The organism is Ornithinibacillus jepli (assembly GCF_047228935.1).
Lineage (GTDB): Bacteria > Bacillota > Bacilli > Bacillales > Amphibacillaceae > Ornithinibacillus.
This window is the reverse complement of sequence record NZ_JBFEGG010000003.1, coordinates 70,612-93,503: the sequence shown is the minus strand read 5'-3', so window position 1 is coordinate 93,503 and position 22,892 is coordinate 70,612. Positions and strand designations below refer to the sequence as shown.

At 37.9% G+C, this 22,892-nt stretch carries 20 protein-coding genes; 5 read left to right on the top strand and 15 right to left on the bottom strand.

The genetic code is table 11. From position 1 onward, the window contains the following. Nucleotides 1-80 precede the first annotated feature (80 nt). From lpdA to glpX, 10 genes are all read right to left on the bottom strand, one after another. The gene (gene lpdA / locus AB1K81_RS12300) at nt 81-1,454 is read right to left on the bottom strand and encodes a dihydrolipoyl dehydrogenase (RefSeq protein WP_412976946.1); all 1,374 of its coding nucleotides are present in this window, start codon (nt 1,452-1,454) and stop codon (nt 81-83) included. Nucleotides 1,455-1,465: 11 nt separating this feature from the next. Beyond that, a complete protein-coding gene (locus AB1K81_RS12295; protein WP_412976945.1) occupies nt 1,466-2,827 on the bottom strand; it encodes a dihydrolipoamide acetyltransferase family protein in 1,362 nt (453 codons plus the stop codon). A gap of 13 nt (nt 2,828-2,840) precedes the next feature. Then, nucleotides 2,841-3,824 (bottom strand): alpha-ketoacid dehydrogenase subunit beta, encoded by a 984-nt coding sequence (locus AB1K81_RS12290; protein WP_412976944.1) that lies wholly within the window; start codon nt 3,822-3,824, stop codon nt 2,841-2,843. A 13-nt stretch (nt 3,825-3,837) separates the two neighbouring features. Beyond that, the gene (locus AB1K81_RS12285) at nt 3,838-4,827 is read right to left on the bottom strand and encodes a thiamine pyrophosphate-dependent dehydrogenase E1 component subunit alpha (protein WP_412976943.1); all 990 of its coding nucleotides are present in this window, start codon (nt 4,825-4,827) and stop codon (nt 3,838-3,840) included. 187 nt (nt 4,828-5,014) lie between these two features. Then, on the bottom strand, nt 5,015-5,299 hold the full coding sequence (locus tag AB1K81_RS12280; protein ID WP_412976942.1) for a PTS sugar transporter subunit IIB: 285 nt from the start codon (nt 5,297-5,299) through the stop codon (nt 5,015-5,017). Nucleotides 5,300-5,319: 20 nt separating this feature from the next. Next, complete coding sequence (locus AB1K81_RS12275; protein ID WP_412976941.1) at nt 5,320-5,967, bottom strand: L-ribulose-5-phosphate 4-epimerase; 648 nt, start codon at nt 5,965-5,967, stop codon at nt 5,320-5,322. Then, nucleotides 5,968-7,320, bottom strand: coding sequence for a PTS galactitol transporter subunit IIC (locus AB1K81_RS12270; protein ID WP_412976940.1), 1,353 nt, complete (start codon nt 7,318-7,320; stop codon nt 5,968-5,970). Between the two features lie 26 nt (nt 7,321-7,346). After that, the gene (locus AB1K81_RS12265; protein WP_412976939.1) at nt 7,347-7,829 is read right to left on the bottom strand and encodes a PTS sugar transporter subunit IIA; all 483 of its coding nucleotides are present in this window, start codon (nt 7,827-7,829) and stop codon (nt 7,347-7,349) included. 175 nt (nt 7,830-8,004) lie between these two features. Continuing rightward, nucleotides 8,005-8,955: a sugar-binding transcriptional regulator gene (locus tag AB1K81_RS12260; protein ID WP_412976938.1), complete on the bottom strand. Its 951-nt coding sequence runs from the start codon at nt 8,953-8,955 to the stop codon at nt 8,005-8,007. 300 nt (nt 8,956-9,255) lie between these two features. Next, a complete protein-coding gene (glpX, locus tag AB1K81_RS12255; RefSeq protein ID WP_412976937.1) occupies nt 9,256-10,209 on the bottom strand; it encodes a class II fructose-bisphosphatase in 954 nt (317 codons plus the stop codon). A gap of 254 nt (nt 10,210-10,463) precedes the next feature. Between glpX and tkt the strand changes: the two genes are divergently transcribed. Further along, a complete protein-coding gene (tkt, locus tag AB1K81_RS12250) occupies nt 10,464-12,464 on the top strand; it encodes a transketolase (protein ID WP_412976936.1) in 2,001 nt (666 codons plus the stop codon). 647 nt (nt 12,465-13,111) lie between these two features. On the opposite strand, the gene AB1K81_RS12245 is transcribed toward tkt, so the two are convergent. Further along, nucleotides 13,112-13,936 carry an aldo/keto reductase gene (locus tag AB1K81_RS12245; RefSeq protein ID WP_412976935.1) on the bottom strand — a complete coding sequence of 275 codons (825 nt, stop codon included), beginning with the start codon at nt 13,934-13,936 and terminating at the stop codon, nt 13,112-13,114. 286 nt (nt 13,937-14,222) lie between these two features. On the opposite strand from AB1K81_RS12245, the gene AB1K81_RS12240 reads away from it, so the two are divergent. The 4 genes from AB1K81_RS12240 (at nt 14,223) to AB1K81_RS12225 (ending at nt 18,262) form a co-directional block, all read left to right on the top strand. Continuing rightward, entirely contained in the window at nt 14,223-14,414 is a 192-nt protein-coding gene (locus AB1K81_RS12240) for a hypothetical protein (protein WP_412976934.1), read from the top strand. Between the two features lie 234 nt (nt 14,415-14,648). Beyond that, entirely contained in the window at nt 14,649-15,836 is a 1,188-nt protein-coding gene (locus AB1K81_RS12235; RefSeq protein ID WP_412976933.1) for a hypothetical protein, read from the top strand. Nucleotides 15,837-15,854: 18 nt separating this feature from the next. Beyond that, entirely contained in the window at nt 15,855-17,090 is a 1,236-nt protein-coding gene (locus tag AB1K81_RS12230; RefSeq protein WP_412976932.1) for a Zn-dependent hydrolase, read from the top strand. After that, entirely contained in the window at nt 17,087-18,262 is a 1,176-nt protein-coding gene (locus tag AB1K81_RS12225) for an amidohydrolase (RefSeq protein ID WP_412976931.1), read from the top strand. Before AB1K81_RS12230 ends, AB1K81_RS12225 begins: the two co-directional genes overlap by 4 nt. A 270-nt stretch (nt 18,263-18,532) precedes the next feature. Here the strand turns inward: AB1K81_RS12225 and AB1K81_RS12220 are convergent, their stop codons facing one another. The 4 genes from AB1K81_RS12220 to AB1K81_RS12205 form a co-directional block, all read right to left on the bottom strand. Beyond that, nucleotides 18,533-19,495, bottom strand: a complete 963-nt coding sequence (locus AB1K81_RS12220) for a Gfo/Idh/MocA family protein (protein ID WP_412976930.1) — start codon at nt 19,493-19,495, stop codon at nt 18,533-18,535. Then, the gene (locus tag AB1K81_RS12215) at nt 19,492-20,166 is read right to left on the bottom strand and encodes a hypothetical protein (RefSeq protein ID WP_412976929.1); all 675 of its coding nucleotides are present in this window, start codon (nt 20,164-20,166) and stop codon (nt 19,492-19,494) included. Before AB1K81_RS12215 ends, AB1K81_RS12220 begins: the two co-directional genes overlap by 4 nt. Nucleotides 20,167-20,236: 70 nt before the next feature. Then, nucleotides 20,237-21,310 carry an ABC transporter permease gene (locus tag AB1K81_RS12210; RefSeq protein WP_412976928.1) on the bottom strand — a complete coding sequence of 358 codons (1,074 nt, stop codon included), beginning with the start codon at nt 21,308-21,310 and terminating at the stop codon, nt 20,237-20,239. Then, nucleotides 21,307-22,827: a sugar ABC transporter ATP-binding protein gene (locus AB1K81_RS12205; RefSeq protein WP_412976927.1), complete on the bottom strand. Its 1,521-nt coding sequence runs from the start codon at nt 22,825-22,827 to the stop codon at nt 21,307-21,309. Before AB1K81_RS12205 ends, AB1K81_RS12210 begins: the two co-directional genes overlap by 4 nt. Between the last annotated feature and the right edge of the window lie 65 nt (nt 22,828-22,892).

Genomic DNA, 22,892 nt, shown 5'->3' with positions numbered 1-22,892 from the left:
TGAAGCGCTTCTAGAATGTCCCTTTATTCCTTATTTCATCAACTCCGGTAAAAATAACACACCATTTTTAACGTATTACATTAATAATGTACCCCTTGACCCAACCATGCAGCCGCACTTTCAAATAAAGCTTCAGAAATAGTTGGATGTGGAAAAATCATCGAATCAAGTTCCTCTACTGTTCCTTCTAAATGAATAAAGGAGGTTGCTTGGCTAATCATTTCCGTCACATGTGCTCCTACCATGACAACGCCAAGAATTTCACCGTATTGTTCATCCACAATAATTTTCATAAATCCCTTGTTTTCAAAGGAAGCAATCGCCTTGCCGTTTCCAGCTAAATCTACCTTTTGAGTGCGCACCGAATATCCTTTAGCTATAGCTTGTTCTTCCGTCATCCCAACACTAGCAATCTCAGGGAAAGTGTAAACACACCGAGGTACCGCTAAATCAAACTTCTTACCCTTACCAATTATATGATTTATAGCGTGAATCCCTTCCTCACTAGCAACATGGGCAAGTTGGTAGCCTCCAATTAAGTCGCCAATTGCATAAATACCGTCTACGGAAGTACGCATATACTCATCAACTTTTACAAAGCGTCCATCAAAGGTGACACCTGTTTCCTCTATTCCTGTTGTATTAGGGATACGCCCGACAGACACTAATACGGTATCAGTTTCAATCGAAGCTTTCTCACCATTCTTTTCCAGTTCAACTAAAACACTTTCACCTTTTTTAAAGCCGGTGATCTTCGTTCCTGTATGAATGTTGATCCCTTTTCCAACTAATTGCTTCGTTAAAAATAGTGATGCATCCGGGTCCTCTGCTGGAATAACACGGTCAGCCATTTCAACTATATCCACTTCTGTGCCTAAACTATTAAACACACAAGCTATCTCTAGTCCTATGACCCCACCACCCATAATAACTAGCCGTTTTGGTACTTCATCTATATCAAATATAGTATCACTAGTATGGTAGTAAATATTTGCTAATCCAGGTATCGTTGGAACAAATGGCTTAGATCCAGTAGCGAGAATGATATACTTTGCTTCTAATTCTTCTTTGTTGTCGCCTGATTCAACCTTAACCTTTTTATCGTTATAAACTGTTCCGTATCCATTATAAAGTGTAATCTTATTCTGTTTCAGTAATCCTTTTATCCCATTCTGTAATTGCTTAATTACTTGATTTTTACGTGTTACCATTTCTGGAAAAGAAAAAGAGACGTTCTGTACAGAAATTCCAAATTGATTTGCATGATGAATTTGATTTAACACTTCTGCATGCTTTAGTAAAGTTTTCGAAGGGATACAACCTCGATTCAAGCAGGTACCACCAAGTTCTCTTCCTTCAACAAGAGCAACAGACAACCCAGACTTTGCAGCACGAATCGCTGCTACATAACCTCCGGGTCCACCTCCTATAATAGCCACATCAAATGATTTCATCGGCAATCCTCCTAAACCAACAAACTGAATGGATTCTCTAAGCTTTCCTTCAGCGCAGTTAAAAATTCTGCAGCAGGTGCTCCATCGATTACACGGTGATCGAATGATAAGCTTAGTACCATCATTGGTCTAACTTCCACTTGACCGTTTACAACCACTGGCTTTTCTGCTATTCTACCGACACCAAGAATTGCTGTTTCTGGTGGATTAATAATAGGTGTAAATCCATCTATCGCATACATGCCTAGATTACTTATCGTAAAGGTACTTCCACGCATTTCATCAGACGTAAGTTTGTTTTCACGAGCTTTCTTACCTAATGTTTTACTCATTTCGGTTAGTTCAGCTAAGCCCTTCCTATTAACTCGTTTCAAAGAAGGAACAATCAGCCCATTTTCAACTGCAACTGCTAGCCCAATATTTACATCCTCATTATAAACAATTTCGTTATCGATTAAGGAGGCATTTACTTTCGGGTGCTTACCTAGAACCTGTGCCACCGTCTTCATAATGATTTCAGTATACGATAAGCGATAACCTGTTTGTCTTTCTATCATAGGAAGTAATGCTTTTCGTACTTCGATTGCCTTAGTCATATCGACTTCACTAGTTAAAGTAACATGTGGTATTGTACGAACACTTTCGAGCATTTTATCTGCAATTGCTTTACGCAGCCCCTTTAATTTCACTCGTTCTCCTGTATACGGAGATGATTGTTGTGTTTTAGCATTATCAATAAAGTTCAGAACATCAGCTTTTTCGATTTTGCCATGTACACCTGTACCTGTCACCTCATTTAGATCTACGCCATTTTCTTGAGCTATTTTCTTCGCTAATGGAGTTACTAGCACTCTATTATTCTCTAATGCTTGTAAAACATCTTGTTGATGAATTCTTCCTTTTGGACCAGAGCCAGATACAGTGCTTAACGTTATATCATTTTCCCGAGCCACTCTTCTTGCCGCTGGAGTTGCACGTACTTTCCCATTAACAGTAGAAGTTGTTTCAGTCTCCAAAACTTTTCCAGTACTCGTTAGAGTCGTAGTGGTTTCGTTAGTGCTTTCATTTGAACTATTGAGTTTTTCTAAAGGTTCTTCCCCACTAACGCCCGGAGACTCTGCTGGTACCGATTCATTTTGGTTACCAATATATCCGATTACAGTATTTACAGGAATTTCATCGTCTTCTTGGAAATATTGTTTCAATAAGATTCCTTCCTCATAAGACTCTACTTCAATATTGATCTTATCGGTCATAATCTCAAATAATGGTTCACCAACCTCAACAGGATCGCCTTCCTCTTTAAACCATTGAAGCAATGTACCTACAGCCATTGTACTACTTAGCTTGGGCATGAATATTTCTTTTGCCATGTTGTTCCCTCCCTTATGTGCGGTTTACAGTTTCTTTTACTGCTTGAACAATATCTGGAACTTGTGGTACATGGGCTTTTTCCAAATCAGGATTATAAGGAATTGGCGATTCCGCTCCACCTAAACGTTTTATTGGTGCATCAAGATAATCAAATGCTTCACTTTCAGCTATGACACTAGCAATCTCTCCACCAAATCCACCACGTTTTACTGCTTCATGTACAACAACAACACGACCTGTTTTCTTCACTGATTCAATAATTGTATCCGTATCAAGTGGTACTAGAGTACGCGGATCAACTACTTCTACACTAATCCCATCTTTTTCAAGCTCTTTTGCTGCTTCTAGTGCTTTATGCACCATAATTGCTGTTGCTACAATCGTTACATCTGTTCCTTCTCGCTTAATATCTGCTTTTCCTAATGGAATGGAATATTGATCTTCAGGAACCTCAGAACTTGTTTTATAGAGTAATTTGTGTTCATAAAAAATAACTGGATTTTCATCGTCCATTGCAGCTTTTAAAAGTCCTTTAGCATCATAAGCGGTTGAAGGTTGCACGACTTTAAGACCTGGAATATGTGCCACCCAGGCTTCTAGACTTTGTGAATGCTGAGCAGCTGCCCCTGTACCAGAACCACTTGGAGTACGAACTACCATCGGAACTTTTCCTTTTCCTCCATACATGTAACGAATCTTCGCAGCTTGGTTAACGAGTTGATCTAAAGCAATTGTAATGAAATCCGAGAATTGTAATTCTAGTATTGGTCGCATACCTGTTAGGGCTGAGCCTACTGCTGTTCCCGCAATTCCTGCTTCACTGATAGGCGTATTACGTACACGCTCCGGCCCAAATTCCTCAATCATACCCCGTGTTACACCAAATGCACCACCGTAAACGCCAATATCCTCCCCTAAAATATAGACATCATCATTTTTACGCATTTCCTGACTCATTGCTTCCCGTACTGCTTCTAAGTAAGTAATCTCTCTCATCAGTTTCCCCCTCCTATGCATAAACATCCGTTAATAGGTCATCTAGTGTTGGTGCAGGACTTTGCTCTGCAAATTTTACCGCTTCTTCAATTTCTTTTTTCACTTCCAAGCGGATTTCTTCTGCTTTTTCTTCTGTTAGTAATCCTGCTTCAATTAGTACATCCTTATAACGCTTAATTGGATCCTTTTTACGCCATTCTTGTTCTTCCTCACGAGTTCGGTATTTCTTCGCATCACTCTTAGAATGTCCTTTCCAGCGATAAGTCTTTGCTTCAATTAAAGTTGGACCTTTTCCTCGTTTTACTCGCTTAATAGCTTCATCTGTAACATTCATCATTTCTATAATATCGTTTCCATCTGCCACTACGCCTGGGATTCCATATGCATGAGCACGGTCCGCAATATGTTCTACTCTCGTCATCTCTTTCACAGATCCCGACATTCCATACTGGTTATTTTCACATACAAATATGACAGGTAAATCCCAGATAGCTGCTAAATTTACCGCTTCATGAAAACTTCCTTCATTTGTAGCACCATCACCGAAGAAACAGACGGTTACATAATCAAGCTTTTTCATTTTCGCTGTTAACGCTGATCCAACTGCAAGAGGTATACCTCCACCTACAATTCCATTGGCACCAAGGTTACCCATATCTACATCTGCAATATGCATGGATCCACCTTTTCCTTTACAGTATCCAGTTGTTCTCCCAAATAACTCTGCCATCATTCTTTCAGCAGTAGCGCCCTTAGCAATACAATGTCCATGCCCACGATGTGTACTGGTGATTTTATCTTCTACCGTTAGTAACGCACAAACACCAGCAGCACTTGCTTCTTGGCCAACCGCTAAGTGAGTCGTTCCATGGATCATCCCTTTAGCAAAAAATTCATCTACTTTTTCATCAAATAGGCGAATTAACCACATTTGTTTGTATAGGTCTAGAAGTTTTTGATTACTAATCTCTGGGACTAGTATTTTTTCCTTTGTCAATTGCATAACCATTCACTCCTACTTATCACTTTTTTACATTTGTTCATTAGTGTTACATTTGTAAATATCGTATATCGTTTTTGTTTTTTAGTCAAGAAATAAAACGTTTTCAATTTCGAATTTTTAGTTAACAATAGGGAGAGGCTCTCTCAACTGGTTAAATACCTTAAAATGAGAAAGCCTCCTTTTTTTATTAATTATTTAATTTTTGTTTTACTTGTTCATACATGTCTTCAATACCGAAACCAGTTAACAATGGTACACCATCAATCACTTTATCTTTTACATTATCCGGGGTTAATGTAGTTGAAATCACTACATCATAATCATCAATTCTATTTATTTCATCAGAAATTTTAGACTGATAAAGTTGTACTTTATCTTCAAATCCATTCTCTTTTAACCAATCTTTCACCTTTCCTGTTACTACTGTTGAAGTTGCAATTCCTGTACCACACATAATTAATAATTTTTTCATGTTAAATTCCCCCTAGCATTTTATTTTTGACCATAAGATGTTGCATAAAAATCATGACACATTTCTATTACATCATGCGGCAGCGGCTTGATGGTTGGATTAAGTTGTAATGCATAGTATGCATATTCTGCTGTTTCTTCTAAGATAACAGCTGCCTTCAATGCTTTATTGATTGTTTTTCCAACAGTAAACACGCCATGATTCTTTAATAGAACTGCTGGTGAATCACCTATATTTTCCACAATTTCCCTACCAATTTCTTCGTTTCCAATAGATGCAAAATCCGAGCAAGGGACACTATATTTGAAAACATTAGCAGCAGTTGTCGTATAGCTTGGAATGCTTATTCCAGCTATGGCAAAACTAGTAGCAAATGGCGAATGCGTGTGAATAACACTTCCAACATCCTCCTTATGCTTATAGACATAGAGATGACTTGATGTGTCAACAGACGGTTTCAAATCACCTTCTACCACATTTCCATCAAGATCAACAATGACCATATTCTCAGGAGTTAAGTCATCAAAATCTAGACCACTAGGCTTAATGATAACTAGATTGGTATCTGGAATACGACAGCTAACATTTCCACTAGTCCAGCGTACTAATCCATTCTCTTTCAGTTTTTTATTGGCCAAACATACTTCCGTTCGTAAGGCATCATACATTTATGCCACTCCTTCATCAGAAGTTTTAATCTGCTTCTTCGGCTTAATTTTATTTACATAAATTAAACCACCTAGGATGATTAGACCGAGTAAGCCTATACCCCACCAGCTAAATACTTTTGGCAGCCATACGAATACGAATGTTGTCCATACTGCACCGTCAACTAGTGCAGAAATGCTTGTATTAGATCCCATATCAAAGTTCGCTGCAATAGCTGCATCCGTAAACAATGGAGATACCCATGTTGCAATATAAAGGCCAACTGCGATATATACTGAACCTGCTATCACTGTACGGATTATATTTCCTCTAAATACAGGTACCATTAAACAAATTAGAAATGGAATAGTTGCTAAGTCACCAAATGGTAAAACGGTATTACCTGGAAGAAACACAGCTAGGAATAAAGTTACCGGAACGATTATCAGTGATGCTGAAAGCACTGCCGGATGTCCTACTGATAATGCACTATCCATACCAATATATAAATCTCTTCCTGGGAAGCGTTTCTTTACAAAGTTCCCTGCCGCTTCAGATACAGGAGATAAGCCTTCCATTAATAAAGCTACCATTCTAGGCATTAACATCATCACCGCACCAGTCTGTACAGAAAGCTGTAGTACTTCGGAAACATTATAGCCAGCTAAAATACCAATAACGATACCAATCATAACCCCCATAACTGTTGAATCACCGAAGATTCCCATCCTTTTTTGGATTGTCTCAGGATTTGCTTCCAATTTATTAAAGCCAGGGATACGATCAAATAACCAGTTAAAAGGTAAAGCCACTAAAAATGAAGGTGCTGATGCCCCATGTGGGAATGTAATATTTTTGAATCCATAAAATTTCTCAATGTACTTAGCAAGTACGTCTCCTAAGAAGAAAATTAGTAAAATATGAACAATAATAGTTAAAATTGCTAGACCAAAATCACCTGTGAGCGCATAGACTAGTGAACCTGTAAAAGCACAGTGCCAATAATCCCAAACGTCAACATTCAACGTTCTTGTTAGCCCGATACCCAGCAAGATAACGTTAGCTGCAATACCAAGTGGAATTGCTAAACTCCCCAATGCAGTTCCGTAAGAAATTGCGGCAGCTGCTGGCCACCCAACATCAATGGTGTTTAATTGAAATCCAAAATTATCTACCATTGCTTGAGCTGCTGGACCTAAACTATCTGTTAGTAATCCTATGACTAGATTTAATCCAATAAAACCTATACCAACAGTTAAACCAGAGCGAAATGCTTTACCTGGTTTTGATCCTAGAATTAATGCAAAAACAAAGATAATTATCGGAAGCATGACACTTGCTCCAAGATCAACAAACCACTGTAAGAATTCCATCATTTTTCCTCCATCCAACTTATAATTTATTTATTATTTGTTACGGATCCCTCTGTAAACTTTAGAATTGAATCAATTACTTCACTTTTCAAATCACTGTTTGTTAACGCTTTCAAAAAATCTTTATTTTGAATCAAGCCAATCACTGTTTGTAACACTTCTAATTGATTCTCAGGCTTCTTTAGTGCTAACATAAATACTAATTGTACATTTACTTCCTGATTTCCCATGCCCATATGCCGGAATGGGACTGGTTCTTTTAATATTCCAATACAGATTGCTTCTTCATTTACATGTTCGGGATCTGTATGTGGTAGGGCAACACCTAAAGTCTCTGTAGCTAATCCAGTGGGGAACTCTTCCTCTCTTAATGTAATAGCTTTTAAATAACTAGTTTTCACGATCCCTCTTTCATATAACTTTTGAAACATTATTTCAAACAACTCATCCTTACTACTTACATCTAGAAAAAAAACTAGCTCTTCAGAGATTACTTTATTAAAACTCATAGTTTTCCTCCCTCCTACATTTTTAAGCCCTTACAAAAAACAGAATTAAAAGATAATTACATTTGTTATAAGGTGTTACGTTTGTAAAAATGATAACCTCTTTTAAAATTGTTGTCAATATAATTTTCAATTTACTCACTATTTGTTCACAAAAAAAACAGATATGGAATGCCCATTATCTGTTTTTCCTAATAACTGTTGTTGCAGTATCTTCATCTGTAACTAACACATCAATATATCCACCTCTAAGCATAGCTAGTAAGGCATCTGCCTTATACGTACCGGAAACTATCGCTATGACCTTATCAATATTCTTTATGTCATCAAGTGACATGCCTACTATTTTTTTGTCAAAAGGGTTTTCAACCTTATTACCCAGACTATCAAAAAATCTGAATCCTATATCTCCCACTACTCCTAAATCACGAAGCTGTTGAATCTCATGATCATCTATATATCCTAAACTCTTTAGAGTAGAATTTTCAAATGGGTTACCAAGGCTAATTAACGCCATATCAACATGTTTACCTTCTTCAATAACAGAATTAATGTCTTCCATACTAAGTAAATGATTCAATAATTCCTCCGACTCAACGATTGCCGGTGCATATAATAAGGAATATTCCGCTCCCATTTTCTTAGCTAATTCATAAGCCAATTGGTTAGCATGAATCTCTACTTTCTTCCTTCCCATTCCACCTTCAAGTGGAACAACCTTTATATCTTCCTTTAATTCATATGGGTATTCTTGTACAAAGGTAGTAAGGGTTTCCCCCCAGGATATTCCGATACTATTGATATGTTTGCTATTTTTATAAACGTAGTTAGCAGCTGCACGTCCTACAGATTGTACCGTTAGATCCGCTTTATTAGAATGGGATGGAACCACCTTAGCATCTTGCAGATTAAACTCTTCTTCCAGTCTTTTCTCAAGACTAACAGTTTGCATGGTTTCATCCTTTATATATACCTCAACTATGCCTATTTCTTTTGCCCTTTGAAGAGCCTTTGAAATAATTGGTCTGGAAACAGACATCTTCTTGGCTATTTGTTCCTGGGTCCAGTTTTCTTCATAATATAAATCCGCAATTTTTACCAACTGCCTTCTTTCTTCCCAATTTACCAATCTTATCTCCCTTTCACGCATGATCATTAATAACACTATATAGTAAAAAATTTACAACTAGCAACTAATATAATCTTTCTCAAATTAGAGAATCCTTTGCCTACCAGTTGTGGCATCTTAGTACAGCCATTATTGAAAACGCTATCATTTAGGTTCAATTTATAGTAAACCAAAAAACTAATGAATTGAGAAGTCATATGATTTAATATTTCAACTAATAGATTAAACAACAATCCCTCAACACTTTACAATTTATAAGTAGTGAGGGACTGTATTAGGTTACTAACTTATACTAAATTTTCACAGAGTCGAAGAATGAACGACTTCCTTAACAGATTCAACTATCTTAAAATCCTTCATCCCATTATCAATCACCAGTGATTGGGTTCTATATTTAGTAGATTCCATTTTAATACCTTTCAGGAAAACTGTATTGGTGATAGCAGTTGCAACAAATAGCCCTTCCTCACTTGCCATTAAATCTTGATGTTGTAAAGTTGCTTTTGGATCGGCAAATCCCATTCCTAAGCAACGATTATACTCCTCTTCATTACGAAACTTTAGTCTAGCCTGCATTTCCCCACCAAGACATTTTACAGCTACTGCAGATAATACGCCTTCAGGTGCTCCACCAATGTTGTACAGCATATCGTATTTATCTGGTTTCATACATGGTAATAGTGCTTTTAATATATCTCCATCTTGAAACAATTCTACTGTAACTCCATTATCTCTCATGATTCGTATAGCATCCGCATGTCTAGGACGGTCTTGAATTAAGACCGTTAGCTCGTCCAACCGTTTATTTTTTACTTTTGCTACAGCCTTTAAATTTTGTAAAAGTGGTGCTTCTAAATCAATAACACCACTTGCTTCCTTGCCTACTACCATTTTCTCCATATACATGTCAGGTGCATGTAATAATGATCCCCTAGGAGCCGCAGCAATAACAGCGATACCATTATCTTTTCCCTCAACTGTTGGCGTTGTGCCATCAATCGGATCGACTGCAATATCTAATTCTTCCCCATAACCTTTTCCGACTTTTTCATTAATATAAAGCATTGGTGCCTCATCAATTTCTCCCTCACCAATGACAACGACACTATTCATCTTCATTTGATTCAACTGATTACGCATTGCTGACGTCGCTGCTTGGTCAGCCCCATTTTTGTCCCCACTACCAACCCATGGTAGTGCTTGAATAGCTGCTTCTTCCGTCACCTTTAGAAAATCACTTAATAAATGATACACTCGTCACACCCCGTTGTTATATATCAGCTTATGTTCCTATCAAACTATACTATATTATAGATGAAATTTCTATACTGTACTGGATAACTTAATTTGTTTTTCGCTTCGTATATACTTTGGAAAAAAATTAGTAAAAAAGGATTCCACTATTTACATGTAAATCCTTGTTATTCGACTTTTTTCGTTATACTATTAATCTGTGATAATTAATTCATTTAACCTATCTTGTTACATAGAAAAGGAGATTATTAGAAATGACTAATTCTGTTGAACAATTATCGATTAATGCGATCCGAACGTTATCAATCGACGCCATTGAGAAAGCAAACTCTGGACACCCTGGATTGCCAATGGGAGCGGCACCTATGGCGTATACGCTTTGGACAGATTTTATGAATCACAATCCGAAAAACTCTAAATGGTTTAATCGTGACCGCTTTATCCTATCTGCTGGTCATGGTTCTATGCTTTTATATAGCTTACTTCATTTATCAGGCTATCAGGTAACAATTGATGACTTGAAAAACTTTAGACAATGGGGTTCTAAAACACCAGGACATCCTGAGGTAAACCATACAGATGGTGTAGAAGCTACCACTGGTCCATTAGGGCAAGGAATCGCTATGGCAGTCGGAATGGCAATGGCAGAACGTCATTTAGCAAGTAAATATAATAAAGAAAACTTACCTGTTGTAGACCATTACACGTATTCATTAGTTGGTGATGGGGACTTAATGGAAGGAATCTCCCATGAAGCCGCTTCCCTTGCAGGTCATTTAGGACTTGGAAAATTAATCGTTCTTTACGATTCAAACGATATTTCACTAGATGGAGACCTTAATCGCTCCTTCTCAGAAAACACACAAGAGCGTTTCAAAGCACTTGGCTGGCAAGTATTATATGTAGAAGATGGGACAAATATAGAAGAAATTAAAAAAGCTATCAGTACTGCTCAAGCGAACAGTGAACAACCTACCCTTATCGAAATTAAAACGATAATCGGGTACGGTTCACCGAATAAATCAGCATCCTCTGCCGTTCATGGTGCTCCACTAGGTGAAGACGAAGTAAAACTAACAAAAGACTTTTACGGTTGGGAACATGAACCTTTCCACGTACCAGAAGAAGTTTATGCTGATTTCAATGAAAAAGTGGTAAAATCTGGTGTAGAAAAAGAAGCAGCATGGAATTCTTTACTTGGTCAATATGAAGAACAATATCCAGAATTAGCAAAAGAGTTCAAGCTTGCAATCAATGGTGAGCTTCCTGAAGGATGGGAATCCTCTATTCCTACATTCGAAGCAGGTAAAGATAAACTTGCAACACGTGAATCTTCTGGAAAAGTTTTAAATGCTGTTGCAAAGGCTGTGCCTAACTTCCTAGGTGGAAGTGCCGATCTTGCTGGTTCTAACAAAACTACTATTAACGGTGAGGAAGACTTTACTAGAAATGATTATACAGGACGAAACATCTGGTTCGGTGTACGTGAACATGCAATGGGTGCTGCTTTAAACGGTATGGCATTACACGGAGGATTAAAAGTTTATGGTGGTACATTCTTCGTATTCAATGACTATTTACGTCCATCTATCCGCTTAGCGGCAATTATGAACCAACCAGTAACATATGTCTTAACACATGATTCTATCGCAGTTGGGGAAGACGGTCCTACCCATGAACCAGTTGAGCACCTAGCAGCATTACGTGCAATGCCTGGACTTTCTACTATCCGCCCAGCAGATGGTAATGAAACAGCAGCAGCATGGCGTTTAGCAGTAGAATCTACGGACACACCAACAGCATTAGTCTTAACTAGGCAAGCACTTCCTACATTAGAAGGAACAAAAGAACATGCTTACGAAGGAGTTAAAAAAGGAGCATACATCATCAGCGATTCAGAAAAAGAAACACCTGATGCACTTCTATTGGCTACAGGATCTGAAGTTCAATTAGCTGTTCAAGCTAAAAGTGAATTAAAAGCTAAAGGGATAGATGTTCGTGTTGTAAGTATGCCTTCTTGGGATCGCTTTGAGAAGCAAGATGCATCATACAAAAATAGTGTTATCCCATCTAATGTAAAAGCACGCGTAGCAGTAGAAATGGGCTCAACACTTGGTTGGGAACGCTATGTCGGCCTAGACGGAAAAGTTTTAGGAATTGACCGCTTTGGGGCATCAGCACCTGGAAATGAAGTTATCGAACAATACGGATTTACAGTTGAAAACGTAGTGAAAGCTGTAGAAGAAGTATTATAATTGATTAATTACCCCCTTTAAGTAGGTAGACTTTGGGTCTAGATACATAGAGGGGGTTTTGTTTTGGAAGCATTGTTAAATCGTTTTTTATTCTGTTGGACATATTTATATACTTTTTAGGCATGTTGGTATCTAATGGACATATTTTCTTTATTCTGCTCTGTTTTGTCTAATAGATTGAGTCTATTAAACAATAAACTCTTGTTTGTTTCATTTTTGTCTAATATAAAGTTGCTAATAGACAAAAGCTACTTCTTGTTTTCCGTTTTTGTCTATTAGATACATTCTTTTGGACAACATTCCACCCTCCATATGGATTTTGTCCAATAGCTGTGCATAATGAGTTTGAAATCGAAGTGCATCTGTTACCTTTTTCCGCCTCTCCATCTTAGTTTGGGTTAATAAATAGAGACCATATCTATTACCTTTTTTGGCTTCCTAATTCTATTTTGGGGTTAGAGAACCCATGTCTGTTACCTTTTTCGGTTTCTATATCCAAAATTGGGATTAGAAAACCGCTATCTGTTACCTTTATTAACCTCTCTTTCTATCTTTAGGCTCATACACCTTAAATCTTTCACTCTATATACCTAAATTCTGGTAATCAACATCAAAAAGCCCCCTGCTTCATCAACAGGGAGGCTACATTAAAAATCATCCGGATTCGAGCCAGATCTTTCATTAATATTTAATCCATCAATCTTCGTCATTTCTTCTTTAGTTAGTTCAAAATCAAAGATGTCGGCATTTTCTCGAATTCGTTCTTCCTTAATCGATTTCGGTATGGTGATAACCTGATTTTGAATATCCCAACGCAAAATGATTTGTGCTACGGATTTACCATATTTTTCCCCTATCTCTTTTAATGTCGGCTCATCTAGTAGTCTTCCCCGTTTTAAAGGGGACCAGGCTTCCATTTGTATATTTTCCTTCTCACAAAAGGCTTTTAATTCAACTTGAGTCAAATGTGGATGATATTCTACCTGATTAACCGCCGGCTTTATATTACAATCTACAAGCAAATCTTCTAAATGATGAATATGAAAATTACTAACCCCTATCGCACGAACTCTTCCATCTTCATATATTTTTTCCAAAGCACGGTACGTCTCCTTAAACTTTCCACTAACTGGCCAGTGCACTAAATATAAGTCTAAATAATCTGTCCCAAGCTTCTCTAAACTGTCTTCAAATGCTCTCAAAGTCAGATCATAGCCTTGTTGATCATTCCATACTTTCGAAGTAATAAATAACTCCTCTCGAGGTATTCCAGATTCGCTTACCGCCTTACCTACCCCACGTTCATTGTCATAAAAAGAAGCGGTATCAATATGGCGGTAACCAGATTCAATAGCAGCTCTAACAGCCCGGACCACCTGGTTACCATCTTCTACCTTGTAAACTCCTAATCCAAATCCAGGCATTTCCACACCATTATTTAAAACCACTTTACCGTCTAGACTAGAAATCATCTGCTACACCCTTTCTATTTCGAGGTCCCTCCTCTGTTATTCTACATTCTATCATTAATACGAATTTCCTATCACTAAATAGAACCTCATAAATATTAGCTTGGACATGAAAATTCTCTTTCATGAAATGAGCCGATCACACATACACTGATTAATACTCAAGAAGGCAGAAACGATATTTTACATTGTAAGTCATAAGATTTTTAATAAAAAAACACATAGAAATAACCGTGAAGCCTACAGAGCTATAAGCTCAATAAATTCTTACGGAGGGGAAATTTCGCACGTGAAAAGCTTACAAATCAAAAGACCAACCGTAATCAGAATCAGGAGAACGGTGTATAGTGAGGAGGAGTTAGAAGAAATTAAAAATTATGCAGAACGTGGAGGTGCACAGATTATCAGTGAAACTCCAGTACAGCACGGGCAGATGGTGTCGGTAATTCTTGAATTAGATAGAAAAAAAAGACAGTTTTGAGGCTAGAGAATCCTAACATAATAGGGACTGACTTCTCTGTATAACCACAATCTTACAGCAGAGAACAGTCCTTTTCATTTATCGATAAATATCTGAATTATTAAACTTTTATATAAAAGCCCTTACATTCAAAAAATGAATTGTCATATTAATTAAATAGTATTACTATTAAAAGCAACATAATTTTTCGTGTTTCGAAATAATTATGAAAAATAATGAGAAGAAGGTGTATGTATGTCCCAAATGCTAGCATTAGTTATTGTTGTTTTAATCCTATTAATCGGGGATTGGGTTGCTATTCGAACGAAGGCTTGGGTGCCATCTATGTTCATTAGTGCTGTTCTGTTCCTTATTGGTTACTGGACATTTTTCCCAAAAGAAATTGTCTCCACCGCTGGTATTCCATCAGTAGTGGCCACGATGCTAATGTATTTATTAATTACGAACATGGGTACACTACTTTCCTTAAAGGAACTAAAAGCCCAATGGAAAACTATTTTAATCGCTTTATCCGGAATTGTCGGAATTATCGTATTTTTACTCGGAATTGGTTCTCTAATCTTTGGACTTAAAACGATGATTGTTGCTATCCCGCCTTTAGTCGGGGGCGTTGTATCGGCACTGATTATGTCAGATGGTGCAAATGCAGCTGGACTTACTTCTTTAGCCGTTTTTGCTATCGTTATCTACGTGATGCAAGGTTTTGCCGGATACCCGATTACATCTATTATGTTGAAAAAAGAAGGTAATCGATTACTAAAAAAATATCGGAGTGGCGATTTAGAACAAGTAGAAGCAGCAGAAGAATTAGCGGTTACAACAGAACCTAAACTGAAACTTTTTAAAAACTTACCTGAGAAATATAACACGGAATTTTTTAAGTTTTTCAGACTTTCATTAGTAGCCTTTCTAGCATATCTAGTTTCAACATTAGTAGCTCCTATCGTTTCCATCAGTCCATTTGTACTTTGCTTATTATTCGGGATTATCGCAAAAAGTATCGGATTTTTAGAAAAGCAAGTATTACAAAAAGCTAATGGATTCGGATTTGCGATTATGGGTCTGATGTTATTTATATTTGATGGATTAAAACAAGCGACACCTAGCATGATGCTGGAAATTATCCTACCTCTAGTTGGTGCAATCGTGATTGGTGTCTTCGGGATGTACATTTTCTCCTTTATTGCAGGCAAATTCTTAAAGGTTAGTAAAGAGATGGCATTTGCTGTTTCCTTAACCGCACTATATGGATTTCCAGCAGATTATATCATTACAAATGAAGTAATCAATTCACTAACAAATGATGAAAAAGAAAAAGAAGTACTCACAAGCCACATGCTACCCCCAATGCTCGTTGGAGGATTTATTACCGTAACTATTGTTTCGGTTATTCTAGCAGGCATATTCGTAAGTTTCTTGTAAGAATCGGAGGAGATTAATTTGAATAACCTTCAAGCACGTATTGAAGAACATATTGAAACATTAAGTAAGTTTACTGCTACGCCTGGACAAGGCACAACTAGGCTAACTTATAGCAATGAAGACAAAAAGGCAAGAGAATATTTAAAAGAAAAAATGAAGGAATACGGTTTAAACGTTCAGGAAGATGGTCTCGGGAATATTTTTGGAAAACTAGATGGAACTCTCCCAGACGCCCCAAGTGTCTTAATCGGATCTCATTTTGATTCTGTTCCAAATGGTGGTTCCTATGATGGACCTGCAGGGGTCGTAGCTGGCTTAGAAGTAGCCGCGTTGTTTGCAGAGAATAATCTAAAACCGAAATATCCGCTAGAAGTTATTGCCCTTGTTGAAGAAGAAGGCTCTAGATTTGGCGGAGGATTGATGGGATCAAGAGGAATTACTGGTTTACTTAGTGAAGATGAGTTTAAAAATCTGACCGATCATGACGGTATTTCTACCGTGGAAGCGATGACGAAAATAGGGCTAGATCCAACACTTCCGATAAAAAGAGATCCTAAAACGATGAAAGCATTCCTTGAACTCCATATTGAGCAAGGGCCAATCTTAGAGGATAAAAACATTCCAATTGGTGTAGTAGAGACTATCGTTGGGTTAACACAATTTGAAATAACAGTAGAAGGCCAGGCAGGACATGCAGGTACAACACCAATGGATCGACGTTCAGATGCGTTAGTAACTGCTGCCAACATGATTGCGCGTTTCCCTTCTCTTGCAACCGAGGAAGGAGAAGGTACTGTCGTCACGACTGGTAAACTTCATGTTTTTCCAAATGGTGCAAATGTCATTCCGAAAAAGACTGTTTTCACCGTTGATATTCGTTCAGGAAAAGAAGAACATATCCAAAATGTGATAAAAAAATTAAATAGATTAATAGCGTCTTATAGTAAAGATGGGATTCACATAAGTGCTATCCAGCAATTATATATGAAGCCAAAAAAGATGAACCAAGAAATCGTTTCGCTATTAAAGCAAACTAGTAATGAATTAGATATAGACTATTTTCCTATTAATAGTGGTGCTGGGCATGATGCGATGGTGTTAGCGGATGTAACCGATGTAGGGATGATATTTATCCCAAGTAAAGACGGACTCAGTCACTGCCCTGAAGAGTGGTCTGACTCACGTGATATAGCAAAGGCCGTTGACATCCTATTTCAAACAGCGAAGAAATTAACGGAGGTAGAGAAGAAATGATTAACCAAGTATTAAAAACAGCCGTACAAAAATACAGTGATGAACTGACGGCCCTGCGCAGAAAGCTTCATAATGAACCTGAACTTTCTTGGGAAGAATTCCAAACTACCAATTTTGTTTGTGATTACTTAGACCAATTAGGGATTTCCTACCAAAGAGCGGAACCAACTGGCGTCATAGCAACAATAGAGGGTGCTAAGCCTGGTAAGACTGTTGCATTACGGGGCGACATGGATGCACTTTCCGTTGAAGAACTGAATGAAGATTTACCTTATGCATCTAAATTCCCTGGGAAAATGCATGCTTGTGGTCATGATGCCCATACCGCAATGTTGCTTATTGCTGCAAAAGTTTTAAATGAAAATAAAGCAATTTTACCTGGTAAAGTAAGATTACTTTTCCAGCCTGCAGAAGAAGTTGCAGAGGGAGCAAAAGCATTCGTCAAGCAAGGAGCAGTTGATGATGTTGACAACGTCTTTGGGATTCATATTTGGTCCCAAATGCCAACTGGTAAAGTGTCGTGTACACCAGGTCCATCCTTTGCTTCGGCTGATTTATTTAACGTAACATTCAAAGGAAAAGGTGGTCATGGTGCACTTCCTCATGATTGTGTGGATACCGCTGTTGTCGCTTCTTCGTTTGTGATGAATGCCCAAAGCATTGTATCTAGAACGATTGACACACAACAGCCGGCAGTGTTAACGATTGGAAAGATGATTGTTGGTACACGTTTCAATGTTATTGCTGAAAACGCAGAAATCGAAGGAACAGTCCGTTGTTTTGATCCAAAGGTACGTGACCATATTGAAGCACAACTTAAACATTATGCAAACCAAGTCGCTGCTCTCTATGGAGCAACTGCCAAATTAGAATATACTCGAGGAACACAAGCGGTTATTAACGATGAAGATAGTGCTCTGTTAGCTCAAAATGTTATAACAGAGGCATTTGGTACAAATGCCGTATATCATGAAAAGCCAACCATGGGTGGTGAGGACTTCAGTGATTATTTCGAAAAAGCTCCTGGTTGCTTTGCACTAGTTGGTAGCGGGAACCCTGAAAAAGATACCGAGTGGGCTCATCACCATGGCAAATTCAATATCGATGAAGATGCTCTAGTAATTGGGGCAGAGTTGTATGCTCAGTATGCTTGGAGCTATTTAAATACGTAAATGGTATTTATTATAGTCAGTTCCACTTTTTTTGAGTTGGAACTGACTATTTTATTGGACAAATCCTATGATAATCTATGTTTTTAGTGCAAGTGAATCCCTCTATTGGACAAATTCACACTCTTTTTTTAATATTGTCTGATTGAAGGCTTTTATTAGACAACTCTAAAACTTATTTTTTTCTTTTGTCTAATATAACGTTTCTATTAGACACTTTATACTTCTCGAGTTGTAACCTTGCCCAATAGAACCTATTACTTATAGCCTAACTCACGCCCCACTTCTACTAGATTCATAAGCCAAAAGCGCAACCTCCAACGCTTTCAAGCCGTCATAGCCAGATATCGATGGCTCTTTACCACTTTCTATACAGTTCACAAAATCCTTTATTAAGGATAAGTCCATATCCGTTCCATACAAAACATGTGTTAATGGTTTATCAACACTCCTATACATACGGAAGTATTCTCCAAAGGCACTCGCACTAGCTGATTGTTTTGTCCCGATAACTTCAATAGTTGCATCACCCCAAATTGGATATACATGAGGTCTCGACCAGCTGGCATCATGGGAGGCAATCACACCATTTTCAAATTCCAAAGTTAGCAAACAAGCATCATCAATTTCACCAGCACCAAAAAACGTATCTATTAGTGCATTAACCTCTACAACTTCTTTCCCTAAGAACCAGCGCATAATATCGACCATATGGACCGTATGGTCTAACACCGCTCCCCCACCACTTATGTTTGCATCAACAAACCAACCTCCTGGATTCTGGCCCCGATTTGTGGTGCGAAACGCGACAATCTCCCCTAACTCTCCACGATCGATTAACGTTTTCAAACGCATAATTGGCTCACTAAACCTCACAGGAAAAGCAATTTGCAAAATGACGCCGTTATCTTCACATGCCGTTATCATCTCTTTCGCATCAGCAAGATTAGTAGCAATAGGCTTTTCACATAAAATATGTTTACCAGCATTTGCAGCACTTAGCACCATCTCTTTATGACGGTTGTTTTCACTGCAAATAATGACTGCATCCATATCCAGCGATAGAAAATCATTCTGATCAACGTAATATTTTGTATTATAGTGATCTGCCGCTTCCTTCCCGCGAATGACGTTATCATCAAATATCCCAACGAAATCTACATTCGTAAGTTTACCAATGCAATCGGCATAACTGTAGGCGTGCATATGAGCAAAACTCATGATTCCAATTCTCATTTCCCCTCGCCTCCTATCAGCCTTTGATATTTCATAAATGTGTCTATAACGGAATCTATCTCCTTAGCATTTTTTATAATAGAATCTACACGATATTGAAGTGGCATTAACTTAGGCTTCATTGGTGTTAGATCATCACTATGAAATTCAATCAACTTCCCTACACCACTCCACTCTATCTCGACAAGTTCTTTCCTGAGATACGTATATTCAACATGGGCAATCACACCTTTATAGTGGATCATTAAAATAATATGGGACGGTTCCACCCCTTCACGACTCCGCTTTATTACCATATTTTCCGGTATATCAAAAATAGATTCGAGTACACATAGATCACTAGAAATTACTGCACTAGCTTCCACATTTTCAAACACTCGCCTAAATCGAAACACACCTTTCGACCCGCCATCCTCTTCAATTTGACCTCTTATTTCTTGAAAAAACGGCAGCACAGCAAGCTCATGATAAACATATATGTCCCCAACCAATTCCAATTCAAGTTTGCTAGCTGGAGCATAAACGCGATGGTCAACCAGTTCACTTAAAGTACAGGAATTCAAATCCATTAGTACTGTTTCAGCGCCAACTCTATCAACGGAATCAACTAGTTTAAAATCACTAGTTTCTACGTTAACCCTGTTCAAATCTACAAGAATAACATTACCCATTACACTACCTCCACTACAATTAATTATCTAAATGAAAAAGAACAGGAAATTATCCTGTCCCAAATCTTACTTAAGCAGTCTTTTGCTTTCGTTGCAATAACACAGCAACTATTACGATAACACCTTTAAATGCCTCTCTAAGGAAAGGCGGTACTCCGAATAAGTTTAGTAAATTATTCATCACAGCAATAATTAACATCCCGTAAACTGTACCAAGAATGAATCCACGACCACCAAGCATATTTGTTCCACCAACTACCGCAGCAGCAATCGCATCCATTTCCATTCCTCGCCCCGCATTAGAGAAGTCCATCGAGCCAATACGAGACACTTGAATAATAGCCGCAATCGAAACTAATAGCCCCATTAAACCATATACCCGAAGCTTTACTTTATTCACATTGACCCCAGAAAGCTTCGCTGCTCGTTCATTTGACCCAACTGCAATAATCTGTCTTCCGAATATCGTACGCTTTGAAACATAGTAAAGAATTGCCGCTATAATAATCCAGTAGATAATTGGCATAATCATATAGTTACCGATTTTAAAGCTAGAAATCTGTAAAAACTCCGTTGGAACAGTTGTGTTATAGCCCTGGGCAAAATGCTGTGTGACACTCCGGAAAATCATCATAGCACCTAGGGTTGCAATAAACGGTGGCACCATTCCCTTTGTAATGGTTACCCCTATAAGGGAACCTAACAAATAACCAAAGGCCATTACTAATAACACAGTAAGAATAATTGCAGGAACTCCGGTTACACCTACACTCCCTAGAATCCCTTGTGCACCGGTATCAAGAAGATACATAGTGAATGCACCTGTAATAACTAAAGTAGAACCAACGGATAAATCAATACCCCCGGTCATAATGACAAAAGTCATTCCTAACGCAACAATCCCTATCCCTGCATTATTTCGCAAAATATTGATCCAGTTATTTGTCCAAGCTTGGAACCATTCACCGAAAGAACCATAGTCAAACCCAAGTGTTAACGTTTGTAAGATAACCATAATGATAAGGGCAATAAGAATACTAAATAACGGATCGTTTTTCCATTTCCGTTTAAACCATCCAATGAATGTCTTTTTTTCTACTATCTCACTTGAATTTACTACCTTAGGCTCCATTTCTGGTTTCATTTCTGATATACCCCCTTTTCTTCATCCAGCCTTCCACCTGTAGCTAGCCGCATTATCGAATGTTCACTCATTTCTTCCTCGGTGAGTTCCCCTTGAATTACTCCATGATACATAACGAGTGCTCGGTCACATACCCGGATAATTTCTTGTGCTTCACTAGACAAAACAATTACAGCTATATCTTCTTCCGCTAACTTTAGAATAATATCGTAAATGTCTTCCTTAGCCCCTACATCCACACCTTGAGTCGGGTTATCTAAAATAAGCACCTTAGGACTTGCAGCTAACCATTTGGATAATACTACCTTCTGTTGATTGCCCCCGGAAAGACTTGTAATACTATCGGTTAATTGATCCATTTTAATTCTAAGCGCATCTCGATGTCCCTCGAATACTTGTTTATGTTTTACTCGATTTATAACACCTCGTTTTGCAAACATTGGCCAGGTTGCAATAGAGGCATTTTCAAGAATATCCATATCCTTAATAATGGCATTCTCTTTCCGATTCCGGGGTAAATAAGCGATTCCTTCTTTAATCGCCTGATATGTCGTATTTATCGCAACTTCTTTTTCATTTAAGTAAATTTTTCCAGATTGATACTTATCTGCACCAAAAATCGCCTGAAAGAGCTCACTTCTACCATCACCTAAAAGTCCTGTAATCCCTACTATTTCACCAGCGTGAACCGAGAAGCTTATATCCCGAAAATGCTGTGCATTTGTTAACCCATCTACTCGTAAAACTTCTCTTCCAATAGCTTCTTTATCTTTGTTCCTGCGTAAAGATTCTGTCCTAACATCAAAACCTACCATGAAACTTGCCAAATCTTTTTTGGTTACATTAGCTACATTTCCTTCTGATACAAGTTTTCCATCTCGCAAGACAACATATTGATTACAAATTTCCAATACTTCATTTAATTTATGAGAAATAAAAATAATACCAACATTGTGATCCACAAGCGTCCTCATCATCCCGAAAACTCGTTCAATCTCTGAGTCTGTTAAAGATGTCGTTGGCTCATCCATGATAATGATAGAGGCATTCATCATCATTGCCCTGCAGATTTCAACGATCTGCTTATAAGAAGCATCAAGCTCCCCGACCATCTTTGCTGGATCCAAATCCACATTCATTTTTTTAAACATTTCATTAGTTTGGTCATACATTTGCTTCAGGTCTAGGCTTCCTCTTTTCGATTTAAGCTCCCGACCGAGGAACATATTTTCATAGATAGGCAAATCATTTATTAGGTTTAATTCTTGATGAATAAAAGCAATACCTGATTCCATTGAATCTACTGGATTGGCAAAGTTCACCACTTCCCCGTCAACTAGAATTGAACCAGAATCCATTGGAATTACACCACCGAGAATATTCATTAATGTGGATTTTCCAGCACCATTTTCTCCGAGTAAAGCACAAATATCTCCACCCTCAAGAGAGAAAGATACATCCTTTAGTACATCATTACTTCCAAAGGACTTGTATATATGTTTCATCTCAATTTTCATGCAATCACTTCCATCTTTTTTATAAATGGATTTTTATAAACTTTTTTAGAAAAGGAGGGCTATAG

Excerpts from the sequence above, each read along its gene's own strand:
- lpdA (WP_412976946.1), bottom strand. The coding sequence starts at position 1,454 with ATGAAATCATTTGATGTGGCTATTATAGGAGGTGGACCCGGAGGTTAT.
- AB1K81_RS12295 (WP_412976945.1), bottom strand. The coding sequence starts at position 2,827 with ATGGCAAAAGAAATATTCATGCCCAAGCTAAGTAGTACAATGGCTGTA.
- AB1K81_RS12290 (WP_412976944.1), bottom strand. The coding sequence starts at position 3,824 with ATGAGAGAGATTACTTACTTAGAAGCAGTACGGGAAGCAATGAGTCAG.
- AB1K81_RS12285 (WP_412976943.1), bottom strand. The coding sequence starts at position 4,827 with ATGCAATTGACAAAGGAAAAAATACTAGTCCCAGAGATTAGTAATCAA.
- AB1K81_RS12280 (WP_412976942.1), bottom strand. The coding sequence starts at position 5,299 with ATGAAAAAATTATTAATTATGTGTGGTACAGGAATTGCAACTTCAACA.
- AB1K81_RS12275 (WP_412976941.1), bottom strand. The coding sequence starts at position 5,967 with ATGTATGATGCCTTACGAACGGAAGTATGTTTGGCCAATAAAAAACTG.
- AB1K81_RS12270 (WP_412976940.1), bottom strand. The coding sequence starts at position 7,320 with ATGGAATTCTTACAGTGGTTTGTTGATCTTGGAGCAAGTGTCATGCTT.
- AB1K81_RS12265 (WP_412976939.1), bottom strand. The coding sequence starts at position 7,829 with ATGAGTTTTAATAAAGTAATCTCTGAAGAGCTAGTTTTTTTTCTAGAT.
- tkt (WP_412976936.1), top strand. The coding sequence starts at position 10,464 with ATGACTAATTCTGTTGAACAATTATCGATTAATGCGATCCGAACGTTA.
- AB1K81_RS12245 (WP_412976935.1), bottom strand. The coding sequence starts at position 13,936 with ATGATTTCTAGTCTAGACGGTAAAGTGGTTTTAAATAATGGTGTGGAA.
- AB1K81_RS12235 (WP_412976933.1), top strand. The coding sequence starts at position 14,649 with ATGTCCCAAATGCTAGCATTAGTTATTGTTGTTTTAATCCTATTAATC.
- AB1K81_RS12225 (WP_412976931.1), top strand. The coding sequence starts at position 17,087 with ATGATTAACCAAGTATTAAAAACAGCCGTACAAAAATACAGTGATGAA.
- AB1K81_RS12220 (WP_412976930.1), bottom strand. The coding sequence starts at position 19,495 with ATGAGAATTGGAATCATGAGTTTTGCTCATATGCACGCCTACAGTTAT.
- AB1K81_RS12215 (WP_412976929.1), bottom strand. The coding sequence starts at position 20,166 with ATGGGTAATGTTATTCTTGTAGATTTGAACAGGGTTAACGTAGAAACT.
- AB1K81_RS12210 (WP_412976928.1), bottom strand. The coding sequence starts at position 21,310 with ATGAAACCAGAAATGGAGCCTAAGGTAGTAAATTCAAGTGAGATAGTA.
- AB1K81_RS12205 (WP_412976927.1), bottom strand. The coding sequence starts at position 22,827 with ATGAAAATTGAGATGAAACATATATACAAGTCCTTTGGAAGTAATGAT.